Origin of the sequence: Cupriavidus cauae (assembly GCF_026210475.1) — a bacterium.
GTDB classification, from domain to species: Bacteria; Pseudomonadota; Gammaproteobacteria; order Burkholderiales; family Burkholderiaceae; genus Cupriavidus; species Cupriavidus cauae.
In genome coordinates this window covers 562,535-584,902 of record NZ_CP080294.1, presented here as the reverse complement: position 1 = coordinate 584,902, position 22,368 = coordinate 562,535, and the positions used below count along the sequence as shown (strand labels likewise).

Here is a 22,368-nt window from a genome sequence, read left to right as displayed (position 1 = left end):
TGGTGTCTGCCGGTTTGCGCCGGCCCTTTCCTGCCGATATCGGCAAGGCGGCCGGCGCGTTCCGGCCGTCAGTCGTTCAGGACGCTCAGGACGCTCAGGACGCTTGGGCCGGTGACGGTGCGGTTCCCAGTCCGTCCCGGTCCGCGGGCAGGTACAGATGCTCGCCGAAGAAGCGTTCGCGCAGCAGCATCACAAGCATCGCCTGCTTGTGCGGGAAGTCGAACAGCTTGACCTTCGAGAAGCCGGCCCGATCCAGGTTGGCGATCTGGCGATGGTGGTCGGAGCGGGGCTCGCCGACGATGCGCTGCGTGCGCGGATCGTCCAGGAACTGGAAATGCTGGATGGCCGGGAACCATGCGGTCAGGAAGGCCTTGCCCCGAAACGCCGGCTCGCCGATCAGCACATGCCAGCCGCGATCGAAGTCGTTGGCGTCATAGAACGGCGCGATGCGGTTTTCCTTGGCCCAATAGACCTCGAAGTAGCCGAACGGCGTGCCATCGATCGACGCGATCAGCGGCAGCATGTGCGGATCGTCGATCAGCCCTTGCAGATAGCACCGATGCTTTTCCTCGTCGCCTTCCTCCTGCCAGAAGTGCGCGACATCCGGATCGTTCATCCAGCGATGCAGGCTGGCAAGGTCGTGCTCGACCGTGGCGGCGTGCAGCGTAAAGGTCCGGCGCAGCCAGGGGATATAGCGGGCGTAGACCGTGCCCGCGGGCTTCGGCGGCCGCACCGGATGGCGCTTCTCACCGGTCATCGCATAGCGCAGCGGATAGGGCGCCTCGGCGCGGCTGCCCAGCCATAGCGGCGCGTATTGCCACAGCATCGCGGCCTCGCAGCGGTCGCCGTCGGCGTGCGGACGCACGACACCGCGCCGATGCAGCAACGCCCGCGTCGGCTGGTGTTCGATGTCGACATCCACTTCGGTGACCGCCCACTGCGTCGTGATCGCCTCGAGCGCCGCGATCGCGGCATCGGCGGACGCGTCGGTATCGGCAAAGGACTCCGCGAGGCGCAGTACCGGGCGCGGTCCCGGGGTAACGGCGAAGCCCGCGAGCGGTTCGTTGCGGCGGGTGTCACGTACCTCGAGCCGCCCGGCTTCCCACGACGATTCCAGGGCGTCGCCGCGCGCCTCGAAGGAGCGAAACCCCTGGAAGGCGGCGGCCGCGCTGCCCGACTGTTCGATCGGCATGATGTTCTCCATGGTGATGGCCGGCAAAGGCGTTCGACCGGTGCTGGAGAGACGGTGGGCGAGGCGGGAAATTTAGCGCGTGGGGCACGCTGTGCCGGCGCCTGCGCCCGTAGGCTATCCGGGGGCCGCCAGACCCATATAGAATGCGAATCATTCGCAAATAGGATCGACCGCCGCCGGGCGCCAGCCACCATGCATATCCGAACGTTCCGCATCTGGTACCTGATCCACAAATGGGCCAGCCTGATCTGCACCGTCTTCCTGCTGTTGCTGTGCCTGACTGGCCTGCCACTGATCTTCGGGCATGAGATCGACCACTGGCTCGGCAATGGCGTCGAGGCGCCGGAGCTGCCGGCCGACGCGGGCCGGGTGCCGGTCGATCGCATCGTTGCCGACGCGCTGGAGCGGCGCCCGGGCACGGCGGTCCGTTTCGTCACCGCCGACGACGAGGAGCCGGTGTGGTTCGTCTCGCTGTCCTCGCGGGAAGCTCCTCGCCAGGGCGGGGCGCTGCTGACCTACGACGCCCGGACCGGCGACCTGCTGCGCGATACGCCGCTGCGGTCCGGCTTCATGCTGATCATGGTGAAGCTGCATACGGACCTGTTCGCCGGGCTGGCAGGCACGCTGTTCCTGGGCTTCATGGGCCTGTTGTTCGTGATCTCGATCGTCTCGGGCATCGTCGTCTATGGCCCGTTGATGAAGAAGCTGCCCTTCGGCACGGTGCGCCGCGAACGGTCGACCCGGCTCAAATGGCTGGACCTGCATAACGTGCTGGGCATGGCCACGCTGTCGTGGGCCTTCGTGGTTGGGCTGACCGGCGTGCTGCTGACGCTGGCCAAGCCGACGTACAGCTTCTGGCAGGCCACCGAGCTGAAGGCGATGGTCGCGCCGTTCGCGGCCACGGACGGCGCGTCGCCCGCCGCGGCCGCGCCGCCGGAAAAGCTGGCCTCGCTCGACGCCGCGATCGCGCTGGCCAAGGCCGAGGAGCCGGACATGACCACCGCCTTCGTCGCCTTCCCCGGCACGCCGCTGGCCGGCAACCACCACTACGCCGTGTTCATGCGCGGCGACGCGCATATCACCTCGCGGCTGATCAAGCCGGTGCTGATCGACGCGCAGACCGGAGCCTTCGCGGCCAAGCGCGAGATGCCCTGGTACGTCGCCGCGCTGCGGATCTCCGGGCCGCTGCATTTCGGCGACTACGGCGCGATGCCGCTGAAGATCCTGTGGGCCATCCTCGATGTCATCACGATCGTGCTGCTCGGCAGCGGCATCTATCTGTGGGTTGGCCGCACGCGTACCACCAATGCGCGGCTGCGCAAGATGGAAGACGAACAGCGCACCGCCGAGCGCGCCGCTCCCGCGGTCGCCGCGGTGAGCCAAACCGGAGCGAGCCGATGAAAACGCCCGGGACGTTTCTGTGGATCTATGGCATGCCGATCGTCCTGGCCATCGCCGGCTGCGTCGGCCTGGCGGCCGCGCTGTTCGCGGACGGGGTATGGGATTGGGTCTCGTGGCTGGCCCTGGGCGCGATGACAGCGGCAGGGCTCTGGTATGCGCTGATCCCGGCCGCCTCGTCCACCGAGCGTGGCGTCAACCGTTCGCCGGCACGGCCTCCAGCCGATCGCGCAGCCCCTCGATAAAGGCCGGCGCCCGCACGATCCCCAGATGGGTCGCCGCGACGCGCTGCGAATAGGCCGGCTGCCGTTCCAGCAAGGCAACCAGCCGTTCCATATCGTCCTCGGCGCGGTCGGCTGCCCACCAGCAGGTCGGCGCCACCTGCAGCGCCTGCAGCGACATGTCGTGACTGAGCTCGCGCAGCCGTTCGGCCGTGGCGAACATCCGTGACAGTTCGTCCGGGCCCGCTTGCTCCGCGCCGCCGGCCAGCGCGAAGGCGCGCCGGATCAGATGCTCGACGAGCTCGGGACCTTGCATCTCCGCCTGTGCCCTCGTCAGCTCGTCCGCAAAGCCGCTGTTTGCCAATTGCGGGAACAGCTGCAACAGATACGCGTGGAGTTCGTCGATCGAGCCACGCTGCCTGACCGGCGCCGTTCCCTGGCGCGGCACCAGGCTGTCCACCAGGCCGAGGAAGGCCACGGTCTCGCCGGCGTCCTCCAGGATCGCAGCCATCCGCGCCGCCAGTGCGCCACCGAGCGACCATCCCAGCAGCCGATAGGGACCCGTGGGCTGCACGGCCCGGATCGCCTTCACATGCAGATGGGCGAGATGTTCGAGCGAGTCGAACGTGTCCACCGGCGGGCACGCAAGCCCATGGACCTTGCAGGCCCCCTCAAGTGCTCGCGCAAGCGGCGTGTAGTCGAACACATTGCCGAAGGATGCGTGCACGCAGAACAGCGGCGGCGTCTCGGCGGCGGACCGATTCAGGGGTACAGGCCGATGCTGCGCCGAGCCCGCGCCGCCGAGCACCTGGCAGAGCGAGGCGATGGTCTGATGTTCCATCAGATGGCGCAGCTCGATGGCCAGACCGGCGCCGGTCGTGGCACGCAGGCGCGTCAGCACCTGCAGGCACAGCAGCGAATGTCCGCCGAGTTCGAAGAAGTTTTCGTGGATGCCGACCTGGTCGACGCCAAGGACTTCTTGCCAGACCTGCGCCAGCAGGGTCTCGATCTCGTTGCGCGGGGCGATGTAGCCTTGCGTCTCCCATACTGGCGCGGGCAAGGCGCGACGATCGAGCTTGCCGTTTGGCGTGACCGGCAGGCGGTCCAGCGCAATGATTTGTGCCGGGACCATGTGGTCGGGCAGTTGGGCCTTGAGCTGCGTTTTCAGTGTCGCGGTATCCGTGCCGTCCAGCACGCAGTAGGCAACCAGCTTGTCCTCATGGACGATCACGGCGGCATCCTTCACACCGGCTTGCGATCGCAGCAGATGCGCAATCTCGCCGAGTTCGACGCGATAACCGCGGATCTTGACCTGTTCGTCCTGGCGGCCGAGGTATTCGATCCGGCCATCGGCGTCCTGCCTGACGCGGTCGCCGGTGCGGTACATCCGCTCGCCCTCGGTGAAGGGATCGGGGACGAAGCGCTCGGCGGTCAGCCCTGGGCGACCGAGGTAGCCGCGCGCCAGCTGCGGTCCGGCGATATAGAGTTCGCCGACGATGCCGGCGGGAACCGGGTTCAGGTCGGCGTCAAGCACATAGACGCGGGAGCCCGGCAGCGGGGTGCCGGTCGGCAACTGCCGTTCGGGCAGGGCCACCGCTTCATGCGTCAGCACGCCGACCGTGGTTTCGGTCGGGCCGTAGTGATTGAACAGCCGACAGTGCGGCTTCAGGCCGCGGATCGTCCGAGCCAGTTCGGCCGAGGTCGCTTCGCCGCCAAGAATCAGCGCCTGCTCGGGCAGGACGTCAGCCGGTTGGCGGGCCTGCAGCAATCCGCGCAGATGGCTGGGTACGATCTTGAGCACGCCGACGCGGTGCCGGGCCATGTAGTCGGCAAAGCGATCCGGATCGAAGCCCCGCTCGCGAGAGATCAGATGCAAGGTGCGGCCGCTGCAGAGGGCGCCGAACAGCACGGTATGGCCGAGGTCGGCGGCGGTGGTGGAGACCATCGCCATCGAGGCATCGGCAGGCAACTGCAGCCGGTGCAGCACGCCGGAGACGTAATGCGCGAGCGCGTCGTGGCTGACCACCACGCCCTTGGGGGTGCCGGTGGAGCCGGAGGTATAGATCAGGTACGCGGCCTGGCCCGGAAGCAGCGAGACGGAAGGCGCATCGTCGACCGGCGTCACGGACGTCGGATCGATGCAATCGAAGCCGGGCACCGACGTTCCATCGATGGAATCGAAGCCCGGCACCGAGCCGACCACAACGCCCGCACCAGCGTCACCTAGCAGCTGGTGCAAGCGCTCGGCTGGCTGCGCCGGGTCGAGCGGCACGCAAACCGCCCCGGCTTTCAGGATGCCAAGCAGCCCGGTCACGAACCTCGGCGAGCGTTCGACACAAAGCCCAACCCGCATCTCGCGTCCAATGCCGCGTTCGGCCAGCGCCGCCGCGATGCCATTGGCAATTCGATCGGTCTCGCCCCGAGTCAGCGTCTGATCCTCATATCGCAGCGCGACAGCCGGAGCATCCTCCACGACGCTACGCCGCCATGCCGTCAGCACATCGACCGGCCTGGAGGCCCCCGCCTCACCAATCAGCCGTCCTTCGCCCCTTTCTTCGTCCCCGCCATTCAGCACGAACTCGCAAACACGAAGCCCCAACCCCGCCGCCATCTGCTCGAGGACGCCAAGGTAGTGCGCCAGCATCCGTTCAACCGTACGATGGTCGAAAAGATCGCACGCATATCCCATGGCCCCGAACACCGCGCCGGTCTGGTCCTCCTGCGTATCGAGGGACAGGTCCACCTTGGTCGAGCGGACCGATCGCTCCACCGGTTGCAGTTGCAATCCCGGAAGCCGTTGCGCGATGCTGCGGTCGCGCCGTTGGTGGTTCAGCATGACCTGGAACAGCGGGTTGCGTGACGGGTCGCGTTCCGGTTGAAGGGCCTCGACCAGTTGCTCGAACGGGAGCTCCTGATGCGCCTGCGCCTGCAGCACGGATTCCCGAGCGCGGGACAGCACTGCATCAAACGCCATGCCACCGTCGATTTCGGTGCGCAAGACCTGCGTGTTGACGAAGAAGCCGACCACGCCCTCGGTATCGACGCGATTGCGATTGGCCACGGGGACGCCGACGCGCAGATCGCACTGACCGGTGTAGCGGTAGAGCAGCACCTGGAAGGCGGCCAGCAGCACGGTAAAGAGCGTGGTGTCCGCACTGCGGGCCAGCGTACGCAGCTTCGAAGACAGTTCGGCGTCGAGCGAAAACGAAACCGCACCGCCGCGGTGGCTTGGCACCGCCGGGCGGGGGCGATCCGTCGGCAGTTCCAGCACGACGGTGCCATCGTCTGCCAGATGCGACTTCCAATAGCGCAGTTGCCGCTCGAGTTCACCGGCCTCCAGCCACTGCTTCTGCCACGCCGCATAGTCGGCGTACTGGATCGGCAGCGGCGCCAACTGCGCCGGCTGGCCGCTGACGAAGCCCGCATAAAGCCGCGCGAACTCGTCGATGATGACGTTCATCGACCAGCCGTCGGAGACGATATGGTGCATGGTGACCAACAGGATGTGGTCGTCGTCGGCCAATCGCAGCAGGCGCACGCGCAGCAGCGGTCCTTGTTCGAGGTCGAACGGCGCTTGGGCCTCGGCGTCGACCAGCGACTGGACCGTGGCGTCGCGCTGTGCCGGATCGGTGTCCGTTAGATCGCTGACGTTGATCGGCAGCGAGAAGCGCGGATGGATGCGCTGCACCGCCTGCTCACCCCCCTGATGGAAGGTGGTGCGCAGGCTTTCGTGCCGCTCCACCAGCGCATCGAAGGTCCGCTGCAGTGCCGACCGGTCGAGGTCGCCGCGCAGGCGTACCGCTCTTGGGATGTTGTACGCGGCGCTATTGCGGTTCCATTGCCACAGGAACCATAGCCGTTGCTGCGACCAGGACAACGGGATCGCGGCGCTGCGATCGGCCCGGGCCGGAGTGCGATCCGCCGTCGCTGACGAAGACGAAGACGAGGCGCCGTTCTGATTCGTCGCGATCGCCTGCGCGAGGTCGCCCAATACCGGGTTGGCAAATACCTGCTTGGGCAGCAGCTTGTGACCGGCCTTCTTCAGGCGGGCGATCAGCTTCAGCGACAGGATTGAATCGCCACCAAGCTCGAAGAAATTGTCGGTGGCGCCGACGCGCTCGACGCCAAGGACTTCTTGCCAGACCTGCGCGAGCAGGGTTTCGATCTCGTTGCGCGGGGCGACGTAGCCTTGCGTCTCCCATACTGGCGCGGGCAGGGCGCGACGATCGAGCTTGCCGTTTGGCGTGACCGGCAGACGGTCCAGCGCGATCAGTTGCGCCGGGACCATGTGGTCGGGAAGTTGGGCCTTGAGCTGGGCTTTCAGTGTGACGGTATCCGTGCCGTTCAGCACGCAGTAGGCGACCAGCCGGTCCTCGTGGACGATCACGGCCGCGTCCTTGACACCGGCTTGCGATCGCAGCAGATGCGCGATCTCACCGAGTTCGATCCGGTAGCCGCGGATCTTGACCTGTTCGTCCTGGCGGCCGAGGTATTCGATCCGGCCGTCGGCGTCCTGCCTGACGCGGTCGCCGGTGCGGTACATCCTTGCCCCGTCGTTGAAGGGATCGGGGACGAAGCGCTCGGCGGTCAGTCCCGGGCGACCGAGGTAGCCCCGGGCCAGCTGCGGTCCGGCGATATAGAGTTCGCCGACGATGCCGGCCGGCACCGGGTTCAAGTCGGGGTCCAGTACATAGACGCGGGAGCCAGGCAACGGCGTGCCGGTCGGCAACTGCCGTTCGGGCAGGGTCACCGCTTCGTGCGTCAGCACGCCGACCGTGGTTTCGGTCGGGCCGTAGTGATTGAACAGCCGACAGTGCGGCTTCAGGTCGCGGATCGTGCGAGCCAATTCGGCCGAGGTCGCTTCGCCCCCAAGAATCAGCGCCTGCTCTGGCAGCACATCGGCGGGTTGGCGGGCCTGCAGTAATCCGCGCAGATGGCTGGGGACGATCTTGAGCACACCGACGCGGTGCCGGGCCATGTAGTCGCCAAACCGATCCGGATCGAAGCCGCGCTCCCGGGAGATCAGGTGCAAGGTCCGGCCGCTGCAGAGGGCGCCGAACAGCACGGTATGGCCGAGGTCGGCGGCGGTGGTGGAGACCATTGCCATCGAGGCATCGGCAGGCAACTGCAGCCGGTGCAGCACGCCAGAGACGTAATGCGCGAGCGCATCGTGGCTGACCACCACACCCTTCGGGGTGCCGGTGGAGCCGGAGGTATAGATCAGGTACGCCGCCTGGCCGGGAAGCAGCGAAATAGAAGGCGCATCGCTGATTGGCGCCACCGAGGCCGGATCGATGCAATCGAACCCCGGCCCGAAGCCCGGCCCGAACCCCGGTCCAAACTCCGGCACCGAGCTCGGCCCCGAGCCCACGACAACACTGGCTCCAGCGTCGTCCAATAGCTGGCGCAAGCGCTCGACCGGCTGTGCCGGATCGAGCGGCACGCAAACCGCGCCGGCCTTCAGGATGCCAAGCAGCCCGGTGACGAACCCCGGCGAGCGCTCGACACAAAGCCCGACCCGCGTCTCGCGCCTAATGCCGCGCTCGGCCAGCGCGGCCGCGATCCCATTGGCGATCCGATCGGTCTCCTCGCGCGTCAGCGTCTGATCCTCATATCGCAACGCCATCGCGGAAGGATCGGCCTCGACGCCGCGCCGCCAGGCAGCCAGGACATCCGGCAGCGCTCCGTCGACGGTTTCGGCAACCAGCACGCCCCCGTCCCGGGCGATGCCGATCTGCCCGAGCCGTTGGTCAGGGTCGGCCAGCATACGTGCCAGCGCCTGTTCCATCCGGCCCAGCAACGCCGTGATGTCCCGGTCGGCGAAGCGGTCGCGCTGGTACGCGAGCGTCAGATGCAGGCGCTCGTCCATCGCCGCGATCAGGCTCAGCGGATAGTTATTGCGGCCGCTGATGACAAATTCAGCGCCTGCCTCCTTGGCGGCGGCGCCCAGCAGGCGGATGTCGATCTCGCCCTGCCGCTGTTTCAGCGCGGCGTCGACGGGGTAGTTCTCGAACACCACGATGCTGTCGAACAACGCGCCGCCTTCGCCCGGGCGTGCCAGCCGCTGGATGTCCGGCAGCGGCATATGTTCGTGCTGCTGGTTCTCCACGGCCTGTTGCTGGAAGGCGCGCCACCATTGCCGGACCGACAGGTCGCTCGGCAGTCGCACACGCAGCGGAACCGTGTTGATGAACAGGCCGACCATCGATTCGATGCCGGGGAAATCGCCGGAGCGGCCCGACACCGTGGTGCCGAACACCACGTCGTCGCCGCCGCCATGCCGTGCCAGTGTCCACGCCCACAGCCCTTGCACCAGCGTATTGACGGTGACGCCTGCCTGCCGAGCCAGCGTGCGCGCGGTTTCGCTGAGGGTGGGCGACAGCGACAGCTTCTGCTCCGCATAGCCGGATCGCCCGACCTCCGGCGCACTGGCCGGCAGGGGCGTCGGCACTTCCACGTCCGCCAGCGCCTGCTGCCAGTAGCTGGTAGACGCCGCCTTGTCGCGCTGGCCCAGCCACTGCAGATAGGCGCTGAAGGGACGCGGCGCCGTGGCGGGCAGCGGCTGGCCGCGGCGCAGCGCCAGATACGACTGCAGGACATCGCTCAGTACCATGCCAACGCTCCAGCCGTCCATCGCGACATGATGGAAGGACCAGGCCAGCCACCAGCGCCGCGCCTCCACCTGGACCAGGCAGAGCCGAAGATCGGCGGCGCGGCGGAAGGGGAATCCGTCCTGCCGCTGCGCTCTGAGCCTGGCTTCGAGTTGCCGGCGCTGTTCGTCCGGCGGCATGACGCGCCAATCGATCTGTTCCAGTTGAACGGGCCGCCGCTTGTACGCGATCTGCAGCGGCACGTCGCTCTCGCCCCAGATAAAGTCGCTGCGCAGGGCCTGATGCCGGTCGGCGGTCCATTGCCAGGCGCGGACGAAGTCGTCGATCGCCAGCTCGCCGCGAATGTCGAAGACGCGCTGATAGTGATAGGGGTCGCCGTCGCCGCGTTCCAGTGCGTGGAACAGGACGCCCTGCTGCAAGGCGGTCAGTGCCGCAATGCTCTCGATGTCCTGTTTGCGTCGTTCGGTGGCAGTCGTCATGGTGATCGGATTCAAAGGCAGCAAGCGGTATGGAGCTCGTTTCAGAGCTCGCATTTGGGAGCACGGTTTAGAGCACGTTATCGAGCAGCGCGTCGAGCGCGTCCTGGTCGATCTGGACATTGACCAGGTCGGATGGCGTCATGCCGTGGTTGTCGTGACAGAGGCAGTGCTCGATGACGGCTTCCAGTTCGCGACGGAGTGCATCGCCCAGGCGCTCGATGGTGGCGGGCTCGAACTGTTTGCAGCTATAGCCGAGTTTCAACACCAGCTCGGCGCCGAATACCTGGCCATTGATGGTCAGCGCGTTGCCGAGCGGGGCCTGGGCATCGCGGCTGGCCCCGCTCGGTTCGTCGGCCATGGCGAAGTCGGCGTCCTCGCCCGCGGTCTGGTCGAATTGCCCCAGATAGTTGAACGTGATGCGCGGCTCGGCGCGGCGGGCCAGCTCCGACCGCATCTCCGCGGGGCCCAGATGACGCAGCAGGCCATAGCCGATGCCGTTGTCGGGGATCGCGCGCAAGGTCTCCTTGACCTGCTTGATGGTGTCGCCGATATCCGGCGCGACGGGCAGCACCACGGGGAACACCGTGGTGAACCAGCCCACCGTGCGGCTGATGTCGACCGAATCGGAAAGCGCTTCCCGTCCATGCCCTTCCAGCTGGATCGCGACACGCGGCCGTTGCGTCCATGTGCCAACGGCACGGGCGACGGCGGTCAGCAGCAGGTCGTTGATGCGGGTGCGATAGGCGCCGTGCGCTTGTTGCAACAGTTGCGTGGTTCGCGCCGCGTCCAGGCGGATCGTGTGCTGGCGCCCGTCGATGGCAAGCGCCGGTTCGTCGTGATCGGGTTCCAGCGCCGGCACGTCGGGCTGCGATAGCCAGTAGTCCGCCTGCTGCCGCAGGGCGTCCCCATTGGCGTGCGCCGCCAAGGTCTGCCCCCACGTCTTGTACGACGCGGTCTTGGGCGCAAGGACGATGGCTTCACCTTGCCGTGCGAGGCGATACGCCTGCTGCAGGTCTTCCATCAGGATCCGCCATGACACCCCATCGACCACGAGATGGTGCACGGCGAGCAGCAGCCGCTCGCTGCCGTCGGCCAGTCGCAGGTGCAGCGCGCGCAGCAACGGGCCCCGTTCGAGGTCCAGGCTTCGTTGCGCATCGCTGCAACGGTCCGTGATGGTGGCGATGTCGGCCACCTCCTCGTGCCACAGCAGGTCATGAGCGTCGTGCTCGGCGTAATGCTGTTGCCATTGGACGTCGCACTGTCGATAGCGCAGGCGCAAGGCATCGTGATGGGCGACGACGGCCTGAAGCGCCTGGCGTAGCGCTGCCTGGTCGATCGGTGCAAGAGGCTTCAGCAGTACCGACTGGTTCCAATGATGGCGATTCGGCATCGGCGTCTCGAAGAACCATCGTTGAATCGGCAGCAGCGGCACTTCGCCCGTGGGTTTGTCTTCGACGGGCCGTTCCGTGTCCTCGCGCGTCGCCGCCCGGGCCAGCGCCTGCACGGTCTGATGCAGGAACAGGTCCTTGGGCGTGAAGCGCAGGCCCAGGCGTCGCGCCTTGCTGACGGCCTGGATCGACAGGATCGAGTCGCCGCCGAGCTCGAAGAAGTTGTCGGTGATGCCGACTCGCTCTACGCCAAGGACCTCCTGCCAGACCTGAGTCAGCTTGGCCTCGACCTCGTTGCTCGCGGCGACGTAGCCCTGCACCTCCCACACCGGCTCCGGAAGCGCCCGGCGGTCGAGCTTGCCGTTCGGGGTGACCGGCAGCTGGGTCAGCGGCATGATCTGCGCCGGCACCATGTAGGGCGGCAGGACGTTCTCGAGATATGCCCGGAGCCGCGCCGGGACCTCCACCTCGCCGTGGTCTGGCACAACGTAAGCGACCAGCTGTTTGCCACTTGGACCATCGTGGGCCACGACCACCGCTTCCCGCACGGTGGCGTGGGCGCGCAGGCGCGCCTCGATCTCGCCGAGTTCGATGCGATAGCCGCGGATCTTGACCTGATGGTCGAGCCGGCCGACGTATTCGATGCTGCCGTCGCGACAACGCCGTACCAGATCGCCGGTGCGGTACATGCGGGCGCCAGCGGTGAAGGGGTCGGGGACAAAGCGCTCCGCGGTCAGTCCCGGTCTGCCGACATAGCCGCGCGCGAGACCCAGGCCGCCGATATAGAGCTCGCCTGCCACGCCTACCGGCACCGGGTTCAGGTCCGCGTCCAGCACGTAGGCGGTGCGGTCGCCCACCGGTTGGCCGATCGGCACGTATGCGCTCGGGCAATCGGTGTCGTGCTGCCCGACCCAAGCCAGCGGCGTGACCACGGCCTCGGTCGGTCCGTAGCCGTTGATCAGCGTGCGGGCCTTGAACTTCTGCTTGATGCGGGCCAAGGCTTCGCGCGACATCGCTTCGCCGCCGAAGGACAGCAGGCGCAGCGGCACCGGCTCGGTGGCCGCCTCGGCCAGACGCAGCAGGTACGCGGGCGGGAAGCCGGCATTGGTGACGCCTTCGCGAGCGATCACTTCGAGGGTCTGCTCGGCGCTCCACAGGGCGTCGTCGCGCAGCACCAGCTGGGCGCCGGCGATCAGCGGTACCAGCCAGCGTTCGTGGGCCCCGTCGAAGTTGAAGGACAGGAAGTGCAGCTCCCGGTCATCCGGTCCCATGCCGTATTGCACGACGGTGGCGTGGCAGTGCATCGCCAGCGGTCCGTGCTCGACGGCGACGCCCTTGGGCGTGCCGGTGGAGCCTGACGTGTAGATCAGATAGGCCAGTTGGCGGGGGGCGACGGTCGGCAGTTGCACCGGCGCCGGCACGCCAATGTCCTCCATGACGAGGAGCGGCAGGGTGGTATCGATGCGACCAGTCAGCGCTTGCGAGGTCAGAACGAGCTTGACGCCGGCGTCCTGCAGCAATTGCTCGATACGCGCAGCCGGCAGTTCGGGGTCCAACGGCAGGTAGGCGGCGCCGGCCTTCAGCGTGGCCAGCAGCCGTACGATCAGGTCAGGGCTGCGGTCGAGCACGACGCCGACGACGGTTTCCGGGCCGACACCGGCCGCGTGCAGGGCGTAGGCAAGACGCGTGGCGGCGGCATCGAGTTCGCCGTAGCTGACGGCGCGCTGCCCGCAACGCAGCGCAATGGCATCAGGGCGCTGTGCCGCCTGACGCGCGATGGCGACGTGGACGGGATCCGCAGCCGAGTAGCGGCGATCGGTGACATTCCAGTCGGTCAACTGCTGTCGCTCGTCCGCAAGCAGCAGCGGGATCGCGGCGATGGCGATCGCCGGTTCCTCCGCCACGGCGCGTAACACGCCGACATAGTGCCGCTGCAAACGCTCGACCGTATCGTGATCGAACAGATCGGCGGCATAGCCGAACACGCCGCTGAGAACGCCCTGTTCGTCCTCCTGCGTATCGAGCGCCAGATCGACCTTGGCGGCGCTGCCCGTACGCTCGACTTTCTCCAGCATCAGACGGGGCAGCCGATCCAGCGCGCGCAGGTCGCGCCGCTGATGGTTCAGCATCACCTGGAACAGCGGGTTGTGCGACAGATTGCGCTCGGGCTGCAGCGCCTCGACCAGTTGCTCGAACGGCAGTTCCTGATGCGCTTGCGCTTGCAGCACCGATTCCCGAGCGAGGGCGAGTACCGCGTCAAACGCCATGCTGCCGTCGATCTCGGTACGCAGGACCTGCGTGTTGACGAAGAAGCCGACCACGCCCTCGGTCTCGACGCGATTGCGATTGGCCACGGGGACGCCGACACGCAGGTCGCGCTGACTGGTGTAGCGGTAGAGCAGGACCTGGAAGGCTGCCAGCAGCACGGTAAAGAGGGTGGTGTCCGCGTTGCGCGCAAGGGCACGCAGCTTCGACGACAGTTCGGCGTCGAGCGAGAACGAAACCGCACCGCCGCGGTGGCTCGGGACAGCCGGGCGCGGCCGGTCGGTCGGCAGTTCCAGCACGACGGTGCCATCGTCTGCCAGATGCGACTTCCAATAGCGCAGTTGCCGCTCGAGCTCACCGGCCTCCAGCCACTGCTTCTGCCACGCCGCATAGTCGGCGTACTGGATCGGCAGCGGCGCCAATTGAGCCGGCTGGCCGCTGACGAAGCCCGCATAAAGCCGCGCGAACTCGTCGATCACCACGTTCATGGACCAGCCGTCGGAGACGATATGGTGCATGGTGACCAACAGGATGTGGTCGTCGTCGGCCAAGCGCAGCAGGCGCACGCGCAGCAGCGGTCCTTGTTCGAGGTCGAACGGGGCCTGGGCCTCGGCGTCGACCAGCGATTGCACGGCAGCGTCGCGCTGTGCCGGATCGTTGTCTGTCAGATCGCTGACGTTGATCGGCAGCGAAAAGGGCGGATGGATGCGCTGCACCGCCTGCTCGCTCTCCTGATGGAAGGTAGTGCGCAGGCTTTCGTGCCGCTCCACCAGCGCATCGAAGGTCCGCTGCAGTGACGACCGATCGAGCGCGCCGCGTAGCCGCACGGCGCGCGGAATGTTGTACAGGCCGCTGTCCCGCTCGAGCTGCCACAGGAACCATAGCCGCTGCTGCGCATACGACAACGCGGCCTCGCTGCGTCCACGCGCCGCGATCGGCAGTCGGCCGAAATCCATGCCGCGGGCCTTCAGTTCGGCAATGAATCGCTGCTGCCCCTCGGGCGACAGACTGGCGAACCGTTGTGCGAGGCGGAGTTTGTCAACGCTCATGCTTCTGTCTCCAGTGTGTCCAGCCACGCGTCCATGTCGGCCCAGCCTTCGGCTTCGGCCGCCTTCTCTTGCTTGTTCTGAAGGCCATTCGACGATTCGATGCTGGCTGCCATTTCGGCGAGCGTCGCCGATTCGAAGTAGACGCGTAGCGGGACCGGCACCGACAGTCGTGCGTTGACCAGCGCCGCCAGCCGCGTGACCAGCAGCGAATGGCCGCCCAAGTCGAAGAAGTTGTCGTGGATGCCAACCTGGTCGACGCCAAGGACTTCTTGCCAGACCTGCGTGAGCAGGGTCTCGATCTCGTTGCGCGGGGCGACGTAGCCCTGGGTTTCCCAGACCGGGGCGGGCAGGGCGCGACGATCGAGCTTGCCGTTTGGCGTGACCGGCAGGCGGTCCAGCGCGATCAGTTGCGCCGGGACCATGTGGTCGGGAAGTTGGGCCTTCAGTTCGGTCTTTAGCGTGGCGGAATCCGTGCCGTCCAGCACGCAATAGGCGACCAGACGGTCCTCATGGACGATCACGGCGGCGTCCTTGACACCGGCTTGCGACCGCAGCAGATGCGCGATTTCGCCCAACTCGACCCGGTAGCCGCGGATCTTGACCTGTTCGTCCTGGCGGCCAAGGTATTCGATCCGGCCATCGGCGTCCTGCCTGACGCGGTCGCCGGTGCGGTACATCCTTGCACCGGCGGTGAAGGGATCGGGGACGAAGCGCTCGGCGGTCAGTCCCGGGCGACCGAGGTAGCCGCGCGCCAGCTGCGGTCCGGCGATATAGAGTTCGCCGACGATGCCGGCGGGCACCGGGTTCAGGTCGGCGTCAAGCACATAGACGCGTGAGCCCGGCAGCGGGGTGCCGGTCGGCAACTGGCGTTCGGGCAGGGCCACCGCTTCATGCGTCAGCACGCCGACCGTGGTCTCCGTCGGGCCGTAATGGTTGAACAGCCGGCATTGCCGCTTCAGGTCGCGGATCGTCCGAGCCAGTTCGGCCGAGGTAGCCTCGCCGCCAAGAATCAGCGCCTCTTCGGGCAGGACGTCGGCAGGCTGCCGCGCCTGCAGCAATCCGCGCAGATGGCTGGGTACGATCTTGAGCACGCCGACGCGGTGCCGCGACATGTACTCGGCGAAACGATCGGGATCGAAGCCCCGCTCGCGCGAGATCAGATGCAAGGTGCGGCCGCTGCAGAGGGCGCCGAACAGCACGGTATGGCCGAGATCGGCGGCGGTAGTCGAGACCATCGCCATCGAGGCGTCCGCAGTCAACTGCAGCCGGTGCAGCACGCCGGAGACGTAATGCGCGAGCGCATCGTGGCTGACCACCACGCCCTTGGGGGTGCCGGTGGAGCCGGAGGTGTAGATCAAGTAAGCGGCTTGCCCCGGAAGCAACGAGACGGAAGGCGCATCGTCGACCGGCGTCACCGAGGCCGGATCGATGCAATCGAACCCCGGCCCGAACCCCGGTCCAAACTCCGGCACCGAGCTCGGCCCCGAGCCCACGACAACACTGGCGCCAGCGTCGTCCAATAGCTGGCGCAAGCGCTCGGCTGGCTGCGCCGGATCGAGCGGCACGCAAACTGCCCCGGCCTTCAGGATGCCAAGCAAGCCTGTAACGAACCCCAGCGAGCGCTCGACACAAAGTCCTACCCGCGTCTCCCGCCCAATGCCGCGTTCGGCCAGCGCCGCCGCAATGCCGTTGGCGATCCGATCGGTCTCGCCCCGAGTCAGCGTCTGATCCTCATATTGCAACGCGACGGCTGCGGGCCCGGCGGCGACATTGCGCTGCCAGGCGGTCAGCACATCGGCTGCTCGAGTACCCAGCGGCTCGCCGGCCAGCCTTCCGTCCTCCTCGCCGGCAAACCGCAATTCACCGACACGAGCATGCGGCGCCGCGACGATCCGCTGGAGCACGGCTACATAATGCCGCTGCAATTGCTGGGCGGTCGCCGTCGAGAAGAGATCGCACTGGTAGCTGCAACCGATTTCGAGGGTGGCACCGGCCGAGATCACCAGCGTCAGCGGATAGTTGGTAGTCGCCGCATGGCTGACCTCGCCGAGCTTCAGGCCGTTCTGCTCGCGTTGGCGCAGTGCCGCATCGACCGGGTAGTTCTCGAACACCAGGATCGAGTCGAACAGCGCCTGCCCGCCTTGACCGGCCCAGCGCTGGATCTCGTACAGCGGCACGTGTTCGTGCTCGCGCAGCGCCAGGTTCTCGGCTTGCAGCGCCTGCAGCCAGTCGGCGACGGCCTGGTCCGGCGACGGGGCCTGGATCACCGGCAAGGTATTGATGAACAGGCCGAGCATCGCCTCGGCGCCCGGCAAGGCCGCCGGCCGACCGGCCACGGTCGCGCCGAAGGCGACGGCACGCCGACCGGTATAGCGCTGCAGCACGATGACCCAGGCCGCCTGCAACAGCGTGTTCAGCGTCAGATGCTGGCTGGCGGCGCTGCGCTGGAGGTGCGCGAGGGCGTCGGCATCGAGGCTGGTGCGGCACGTCGCGTGACCGGTGCCGGCATCCGGTGCGGGAAGTGCCGAGGCCAGCCGGGTAGGCTCGTCGAGCGCTTGCAGCCGCTCGCGCCAGAACGACTCGCTGGCGGCGACATCGTGGGTCTGCAGCCAGGCGATGTGGTCGCGATAGCGCGAGGCGGGCACCTCGACCGGCTGGCCGTGGTAGCGCTGCAGGACTTCGCCGATCAGGCGGGCGGTGCTCCAGCCATCGAGCAGCAGATGGTGGCTGGTCCAGATCATGCGGTAGCGGTTCGCGCCCAGGCGGAGGAGGCGCACGCGCATCAGCGGCGCAGAGTCGAGCGCGAAGGCCAGCTTGCGTTCTTCGAGCGCAACGTCCTCGCACGCCGATTCGTTCCAGTCGCGTTCGGCATTGATCCGAACCGGCGAAGGCACCTGCCGATAGACCGCCTGCATCGCCTGCCCGTCGATCCAGACGAAGCCGGTTCGCAGGATTTCATGGCACGCGACCGTCTCGTCCCAGGCCGAGCGGAAGCGCTCGGCATCGAGGCCATCGAGCGTGATGGCGAGCTGGTTGACGTACAGCCCGGCCTCCGGCGCGTAGAGCGAGTGGAACAGCATGCCGTGCTGCATCGGCGTGAGCGGATACAGGTCCTCGATCTGGCCGCCGTCGAGGCGATCGAGCTGATGCTGGTTCAGGCCGGCGAGCGGCACATCGGACGGTGTCAGCGCGCCGGGTGGCATGCCGATGCAGTGGTCGATGGTGGTCTCCAACGCCTGCCGGTAGGCGTCCACCAGCGAGGCGATGGTGTCGTGGCGGTAGCGGGCGGTGCTGAACGTGACGCCCAGCGACAGCACGCCGCCGATGACCTGGCCATTGATCGTGATCCAGTTGTCAAGCGGTGCGTCGGGGGAGACGGGCTGCCCCGGAGACTCTGTGGCCCGATCGAACAGGGCCGCTTCGTCGATATTGGCGTCAAGCTGGCCCAGATAGTTGAACGTAATGCGAGGCGAACGAAGCGCGGCAAGTTCGTCGCGGATCGCCTGCGGTCCGAGAAGCCGCAGTAAGCCATGGCCGATGCCGTGATGGGGGATGGCGCGCAACGTTTCCTTGACCGCCTTGATGCTGCTGCCGGTGTCGCCGAGCACCGGCAGGACGACGGGGAACAGGCTGGTGAACCAGCCGACGGTGCGGCTGATATCCACGTTCTCGAACAACGCCTCGCGGCCATGCGCTTCCAGGAAGATGGCCGCTCGGTCCACGCTCGCCCAATCGCCGACGGCTCGCGCGAGCGCGCTGAGCAGCAGGTCGTTGATCTGCGTGCGATACGCCGCAGGGGCTTGCTTGAGCAGCCGCTGCGTCTGCGCCGGCGACAGCTGCAGGGTCAGCGTGGCGGCGTCGGCGATGCGATCGTTCTCCACGACGCGATCGCAAGGCAGTTCCGGCCCTTGCTGGGTGCGCCAGTAGTCCGCCTGCCGGATCAGATCGTCCGAGTTCGCGTGCTGGACCAATGCCTGCGACCAGGCCTTGTACGACGCCGTCCTGGGCGGAAGGGCGATCGACCGGCCGTCCCGCGCAAGGCGATACGCCTGCTGCAGATCTTCCAGCAGGACGCGCCATGACACGCCGTCGATCACCAGATGGTGTACCGCGAGCAGAAGGCGCTCACTGCCGTCCGGAAGCCGCAGATGCAGCGCACGAAGCAACGGACCGTGTTGCAGATCGAGGCTCTGTTGCGCGCGGGTGCAGTGTTCGTCCATGGCCTCCAGACCAGCGACATCTTGCTGCCACAGCAACTCGTCTTCTGCCGGCTCGGCGTAGTGCTGGCGCCATTCGCCCTCGGTCTGCCGGAACCGTAGCCGCAGCGCGTCGTGATGTTGGACCACCGCCAGCAGCGCCTGCCCCAGTGCGTCGTGGTCGAGCGGCGACCGCGGACGCAGCAGCACCGATTGGTTCCAATGGTGGCGGTGCGGCATCGGCGTCTCGAAGAACGCCTGTTGGATCGGCAGCAGCGGCACCTCGCCGGTCGGCGTGTCTTCGACGGCCCGGTTTGCTTCCTCGCGCGTGGCGATCTGCGCGAGTGCCTGCACGGTCTGGTGCAGGAACAGGTCCTTGGGCGTGAAGCGCAGGCCGACGCGACGCGCCCGGCTGACCGCCTGGATCGACAGGATCGAGTCGCCGCCAAGTTCGAAGAAGTTGTCGGTGATGCCGACTCGCTCGACACCAAGAACCTCCTGCCAGACCTGGGCGAGCCGCGCTTCGATGCCGTTGCGCGGCGCGACGTAGCTCTTGGCTTCCCACGCCGGCTCAGGCAGCGCGCGACGATCCAGCTTGCCGTTCGTCGTGACCGGCAGCCGATCCAGCTCGATGATGTGCGCCGGGACCATATAGGCCGGCAGGCAGCCTTCGAGATAGCCGCGAAGCTCGGCGGAGAGATCGGAGGTGTTCTCGCGCGTGACGATATACGCGACCAGCTGTTTCCCGCCTTGGCCATCGTGCGCAAGGACGACGGCCTCCCGGACCGCGGCATGGGCGCGCAGGCGCGCCTCGATCTCGCCGAGTTCGATGCGGTAGCCGCGGATCTTGACCTGATGGTCCAGCCGGCCGACGTATTCGATGCTGCCGTCGCGGCAACGCCGTACCAGATCGCCGGTGCGGTACATGCGGGCGCCGGCGGTGAAGGGGTCGGGGACAAAGCGCTCCGCGGTCAGTCCCGGTCTGCCGACATAGCCGCGCGCGAGACCCAGGCCGCCGATATAGAGCTCGCCTGCCACGCCTACCGGCACCGGGTTCAGGTCCGCGTCCAGCACGTAGGCGGTGCGGTCGCCCACCGGTGTGCCGATCGGCACGTACGCGCTCGCGCAGTCGGTGTCGCGCTGCCCGACCCAGGCCAGCGGCGTGACCACGGCCTCGGTGGGTCCGTAGCCGTTGATCAGCGTGCCAGCCTGGAATTTCTGCTTGATGCGGGCCAAGGCCTCGCGCGACATCGCTTCGCCGCCGAAGGACAGCAGGCGCAGCGGCACCGGCTCGGTGGCCGCCTCGGCCAGACGCAGCAGGTACGCGGGCGGGAAGCCGGCATTGGTGACGCTTTCGCGCGCGATCACTTCGAGAGTCTGCTCGGCGCTCCACAGGGTGTCGTCGCGCAGCACCAGCTGGGCGCCGGCGATCAGCGGTACCAGCCAGCGTTCGTGGGCCCCGTCGAAGTTGAAGGACAGGAAGTGCAGCTCCCGGTCATCCGGTCCCATGCCGTATTGCTCGACGGTGGCGTGGCAGTGCATCGCCAGCGGTCCGTGCTCGACGGCGACGCCTTTGGGCGTGCCGGTGGAGCCGGAGGTGTAGATGAGATAGGCGAGCTGGCGAGGATCGACGGTCGGCAGTTGCACCGCCTCCGGTTCACCAACGTCTTCCATGACGATGACCGGCAGGGTGGTATCGATCCGGCCGGTCAGGACTCGGGAGGTCAGAACGAGCTTGACGCCGGCGTCCCGCAGCAATTGCTCGATACGCGCAGCCGGCAGTTCGGGGTCCAACGGCAGGTAGGCGGCGCCGGCCTTCAGCGTGGCCAGCAGCCGTACGATCAGGTCGGGACTGCGGTCGAGCACCACGCCAACGACGGCCTCCGGGCCGGCACCGGCCGCGTGCAAGGCGTAGGCAAGACGCGTAGCAGCGCCATCAAGCTCGCCGTAGCTGACCGCGCGTTCGCCGCAACGCACCGCAATGGCATCAGGGCGCTGCGCCGCTTGGCGAGCGATGGCGACGTGTACCGGCTCCATGGCGGAGAACCGCTTGTTCGGCGTGTTCCAGTCACGCAACTGACCTTGCTCGCCGATATCGAGAAGGTTCAACTCTCCGATACGAACCTCGGGCCGTGCGACGACCTGCTGCAACAGACCGACGAAATGCTGCTGCAAGCGCTCGACGGTGTCGTGCTCGAACAGATCGGCGGCATAGCCGAACACGCCGCTGAGAACGCCCTGTTCGTCCTCCTGCGTATCGAGCGCCAGATCGACCTTGGCCGCGTTGGCGGTACGCTCGACTTTCTCCAGCACCAGACCGGGCAGGCGATCCAGCGCGCGCAGGTCGCGCCGCTGATGGTTCAGCATGACCTGGAACAAGGGGTTGTGCGACAGGTTTCGCTCGGGCTGCAGCGCCTCGACCAGCTGCTCGAACGGCAGTTCCTGATGCGCCTGCGCTTGCAGCAACGATTCCCGAGCGCGGGCGAGTACCGCGTCAAACGCCATGCTGCCGTCGATCTCGGTACGCAGGACCTGCGTGTTGACGAAGAAGCCGACCACGCCCTCGGTCTCGACGCGATTGCGATTGGCCACGGGGACGCCGACGCGCAGGTCGCACTGACCGGTGTAGCGGTAGAGCAGGACCTGGAAGGCTGCCAGCAGCACGGTAAAGAGCGTGGTGTCGGCACGGCGCGCCAATGCCCTGAGCTGGGCCGACAGGCCAGCGTCGAGCGAGAACGAAACCGCACCGCCGCGGTGGCTCGGGACAGCCGGGCGCGGCCGGTCGGTCGGCAGTTCCAGCACGACGGTGCCATCGTCTGCCAGATGCGACTTCCAATAGCGCAGTTGCCGCTCGAGCTCACCGGCCTCCAGCCACTGCTTCTGCCACGCCGCGTAGTCGGCGTACTGGATCGGCAGCGGCGCCAATTGAGCCGGCTGGCCGCTGACGAAGCCCGCATAAAGCCGCGCGAACTCGTCGATCACCACGTTCATGGACCAGCCGTCGGAGACGATATGGTGCATGGTGACCAACAGGATGTGGTCGTCGTCGGCCAAGCGCAGCAGGCGCACGCGCAGCAGCGGTCCGTGTTCGAGGTCGAACGGGGCCCGGGCCTCGGCGTCGACCATCGATTGCACAACAGCGTCGCGCTGCGCCGGATCGGTGTCGCGCAGATCGCTGATGGCGACGGGAAGGGGAGCAGGCGCGTGAATGCGCTGCACCGCCTGCTCGCCCTCCTGATGGAAGGTGGTGCGCAGGCTTTCGTGCCGCTCCACCAGCGCATCGAAGGTCCGCTGCAAGGCGCCATCGTCCACCGAGCCGCGCAGACGCAGCATGCCGGCGAGGTGATAGGCGCTGCCGGCAGGCTCCAGCTTCCACAGGAACCACATTCGTTGTTGTGCGGCGGACAGCGGCAGATCGCCGGAGGGCGGGCGCCAGTCTGGCGTAATCGGAAGCACCGACAGCGAAATGCCCTGCTGGCCCAGCCGCTCCAGCAGGATCTTCCGCTTCTCCGGCGGAAGGCCGACGAAACGCCGGATCAGTTCCCGGCTTGCTTGCTGTTCGTTCATTG

At 67.3% G+C, this 22,368-nt stretch carries 6 protein-coding genes; 2 read left to right on the top strand and 4 right to left on the bottom strand.

Annotated features, from left to right (window positions below):
* Positions 1-94 precede the first annotated feature (94 nt).
* On the bottom strand, positions 95-1,192 hold the full coding sequence (locus KZ686_RS18080) for a GNAT family N-acetyltransferase (protein WP_265634668.1): 1,098 nt from the start codon (positions 1,190-1,192) through the stop codon (positions 95-97).
* Between the two features lie 192 nt (positions 1,193-1,384).
* Between KZ686_RS18080 and KZ686_RS18075 the strand changes: the two genes are divergently transcribed.
* Complete coding sequence (locus KZ686_RS18075) at positions 1,385-2,593, top strand: PepSY-associated TM helix domain-containing protein (protein ID WP_265634666.1); 1,209 nt, start codon at positions 1,385-1,387, stop codon at positions 2,591-2,593.
* Positions 2,590-2,835, top strand: coding sequence for a hypothetical protein (locus tag KZ686_RS18070; protein ID WP_149319600.1), 246 nt, complete (start codon positions 2,590-2,592; stop codon positions 2,833-2,835). Before KZ686_RS18075 ends, KZ686_RS18070 begins: the two co-directional genes overlap by 4 nt.
* Here KZ686_RS18070 and KZ686_RS18065 read toward each other — a convergent pair.
* The 3 genes from KZ686_RS18065 to KZ686_RS18055 all read right to left on the bottom strand — a co-directional run bounded on the left by KZ686_RS18065 (position 2,786) and on the right by KZ686_RS18055 (position 22,366).
* Positions 2,786-9,901, bottom strand: a complete 7,116-nt coding sequence (locus KZ686_RS18065) for a non-ribosomal peptide synthetase (protein WP_265634663.1) — start codon at positions 9,899-9,901, stop codon at positions 2,786-2,788. The two genes, KZ686_RS18070 and KZ686_RS18065, sit on opposite strands and share 50 nt — an antisense overlap.
* Positions 9,902-9,968: 67 nt before the next feature.
* Complete coding sequence (locus tag KZ686_RS18060) at positions 9,969-14,603, bottom strand: non-ribosomal peptide synthetase (RefSeq protein ID WP_265634661.1); 4,635 nt, start codon at positions 14,601-14,603, stop codon at positions 9,969-9,971.
* Positions 14,600-22,366: a non-ribosomal peptide synthetase gene (locus tag KZ686_RS18055; protein ID WP_265634659.1), complete on the bottom strand. Its 7,767-nt coding sequence runs from the start codon at positions 22,364-22,366 to the stop codon at positions 14,600-14,602. The genes KZ686_RS18060 and KZ686_RS18055 overlap by 4 nt, the downstream gene beginning before the upstream one ends.
* Between the last annotated feature and the right edge of the window lie 2 nt (positions 22,367-22,368).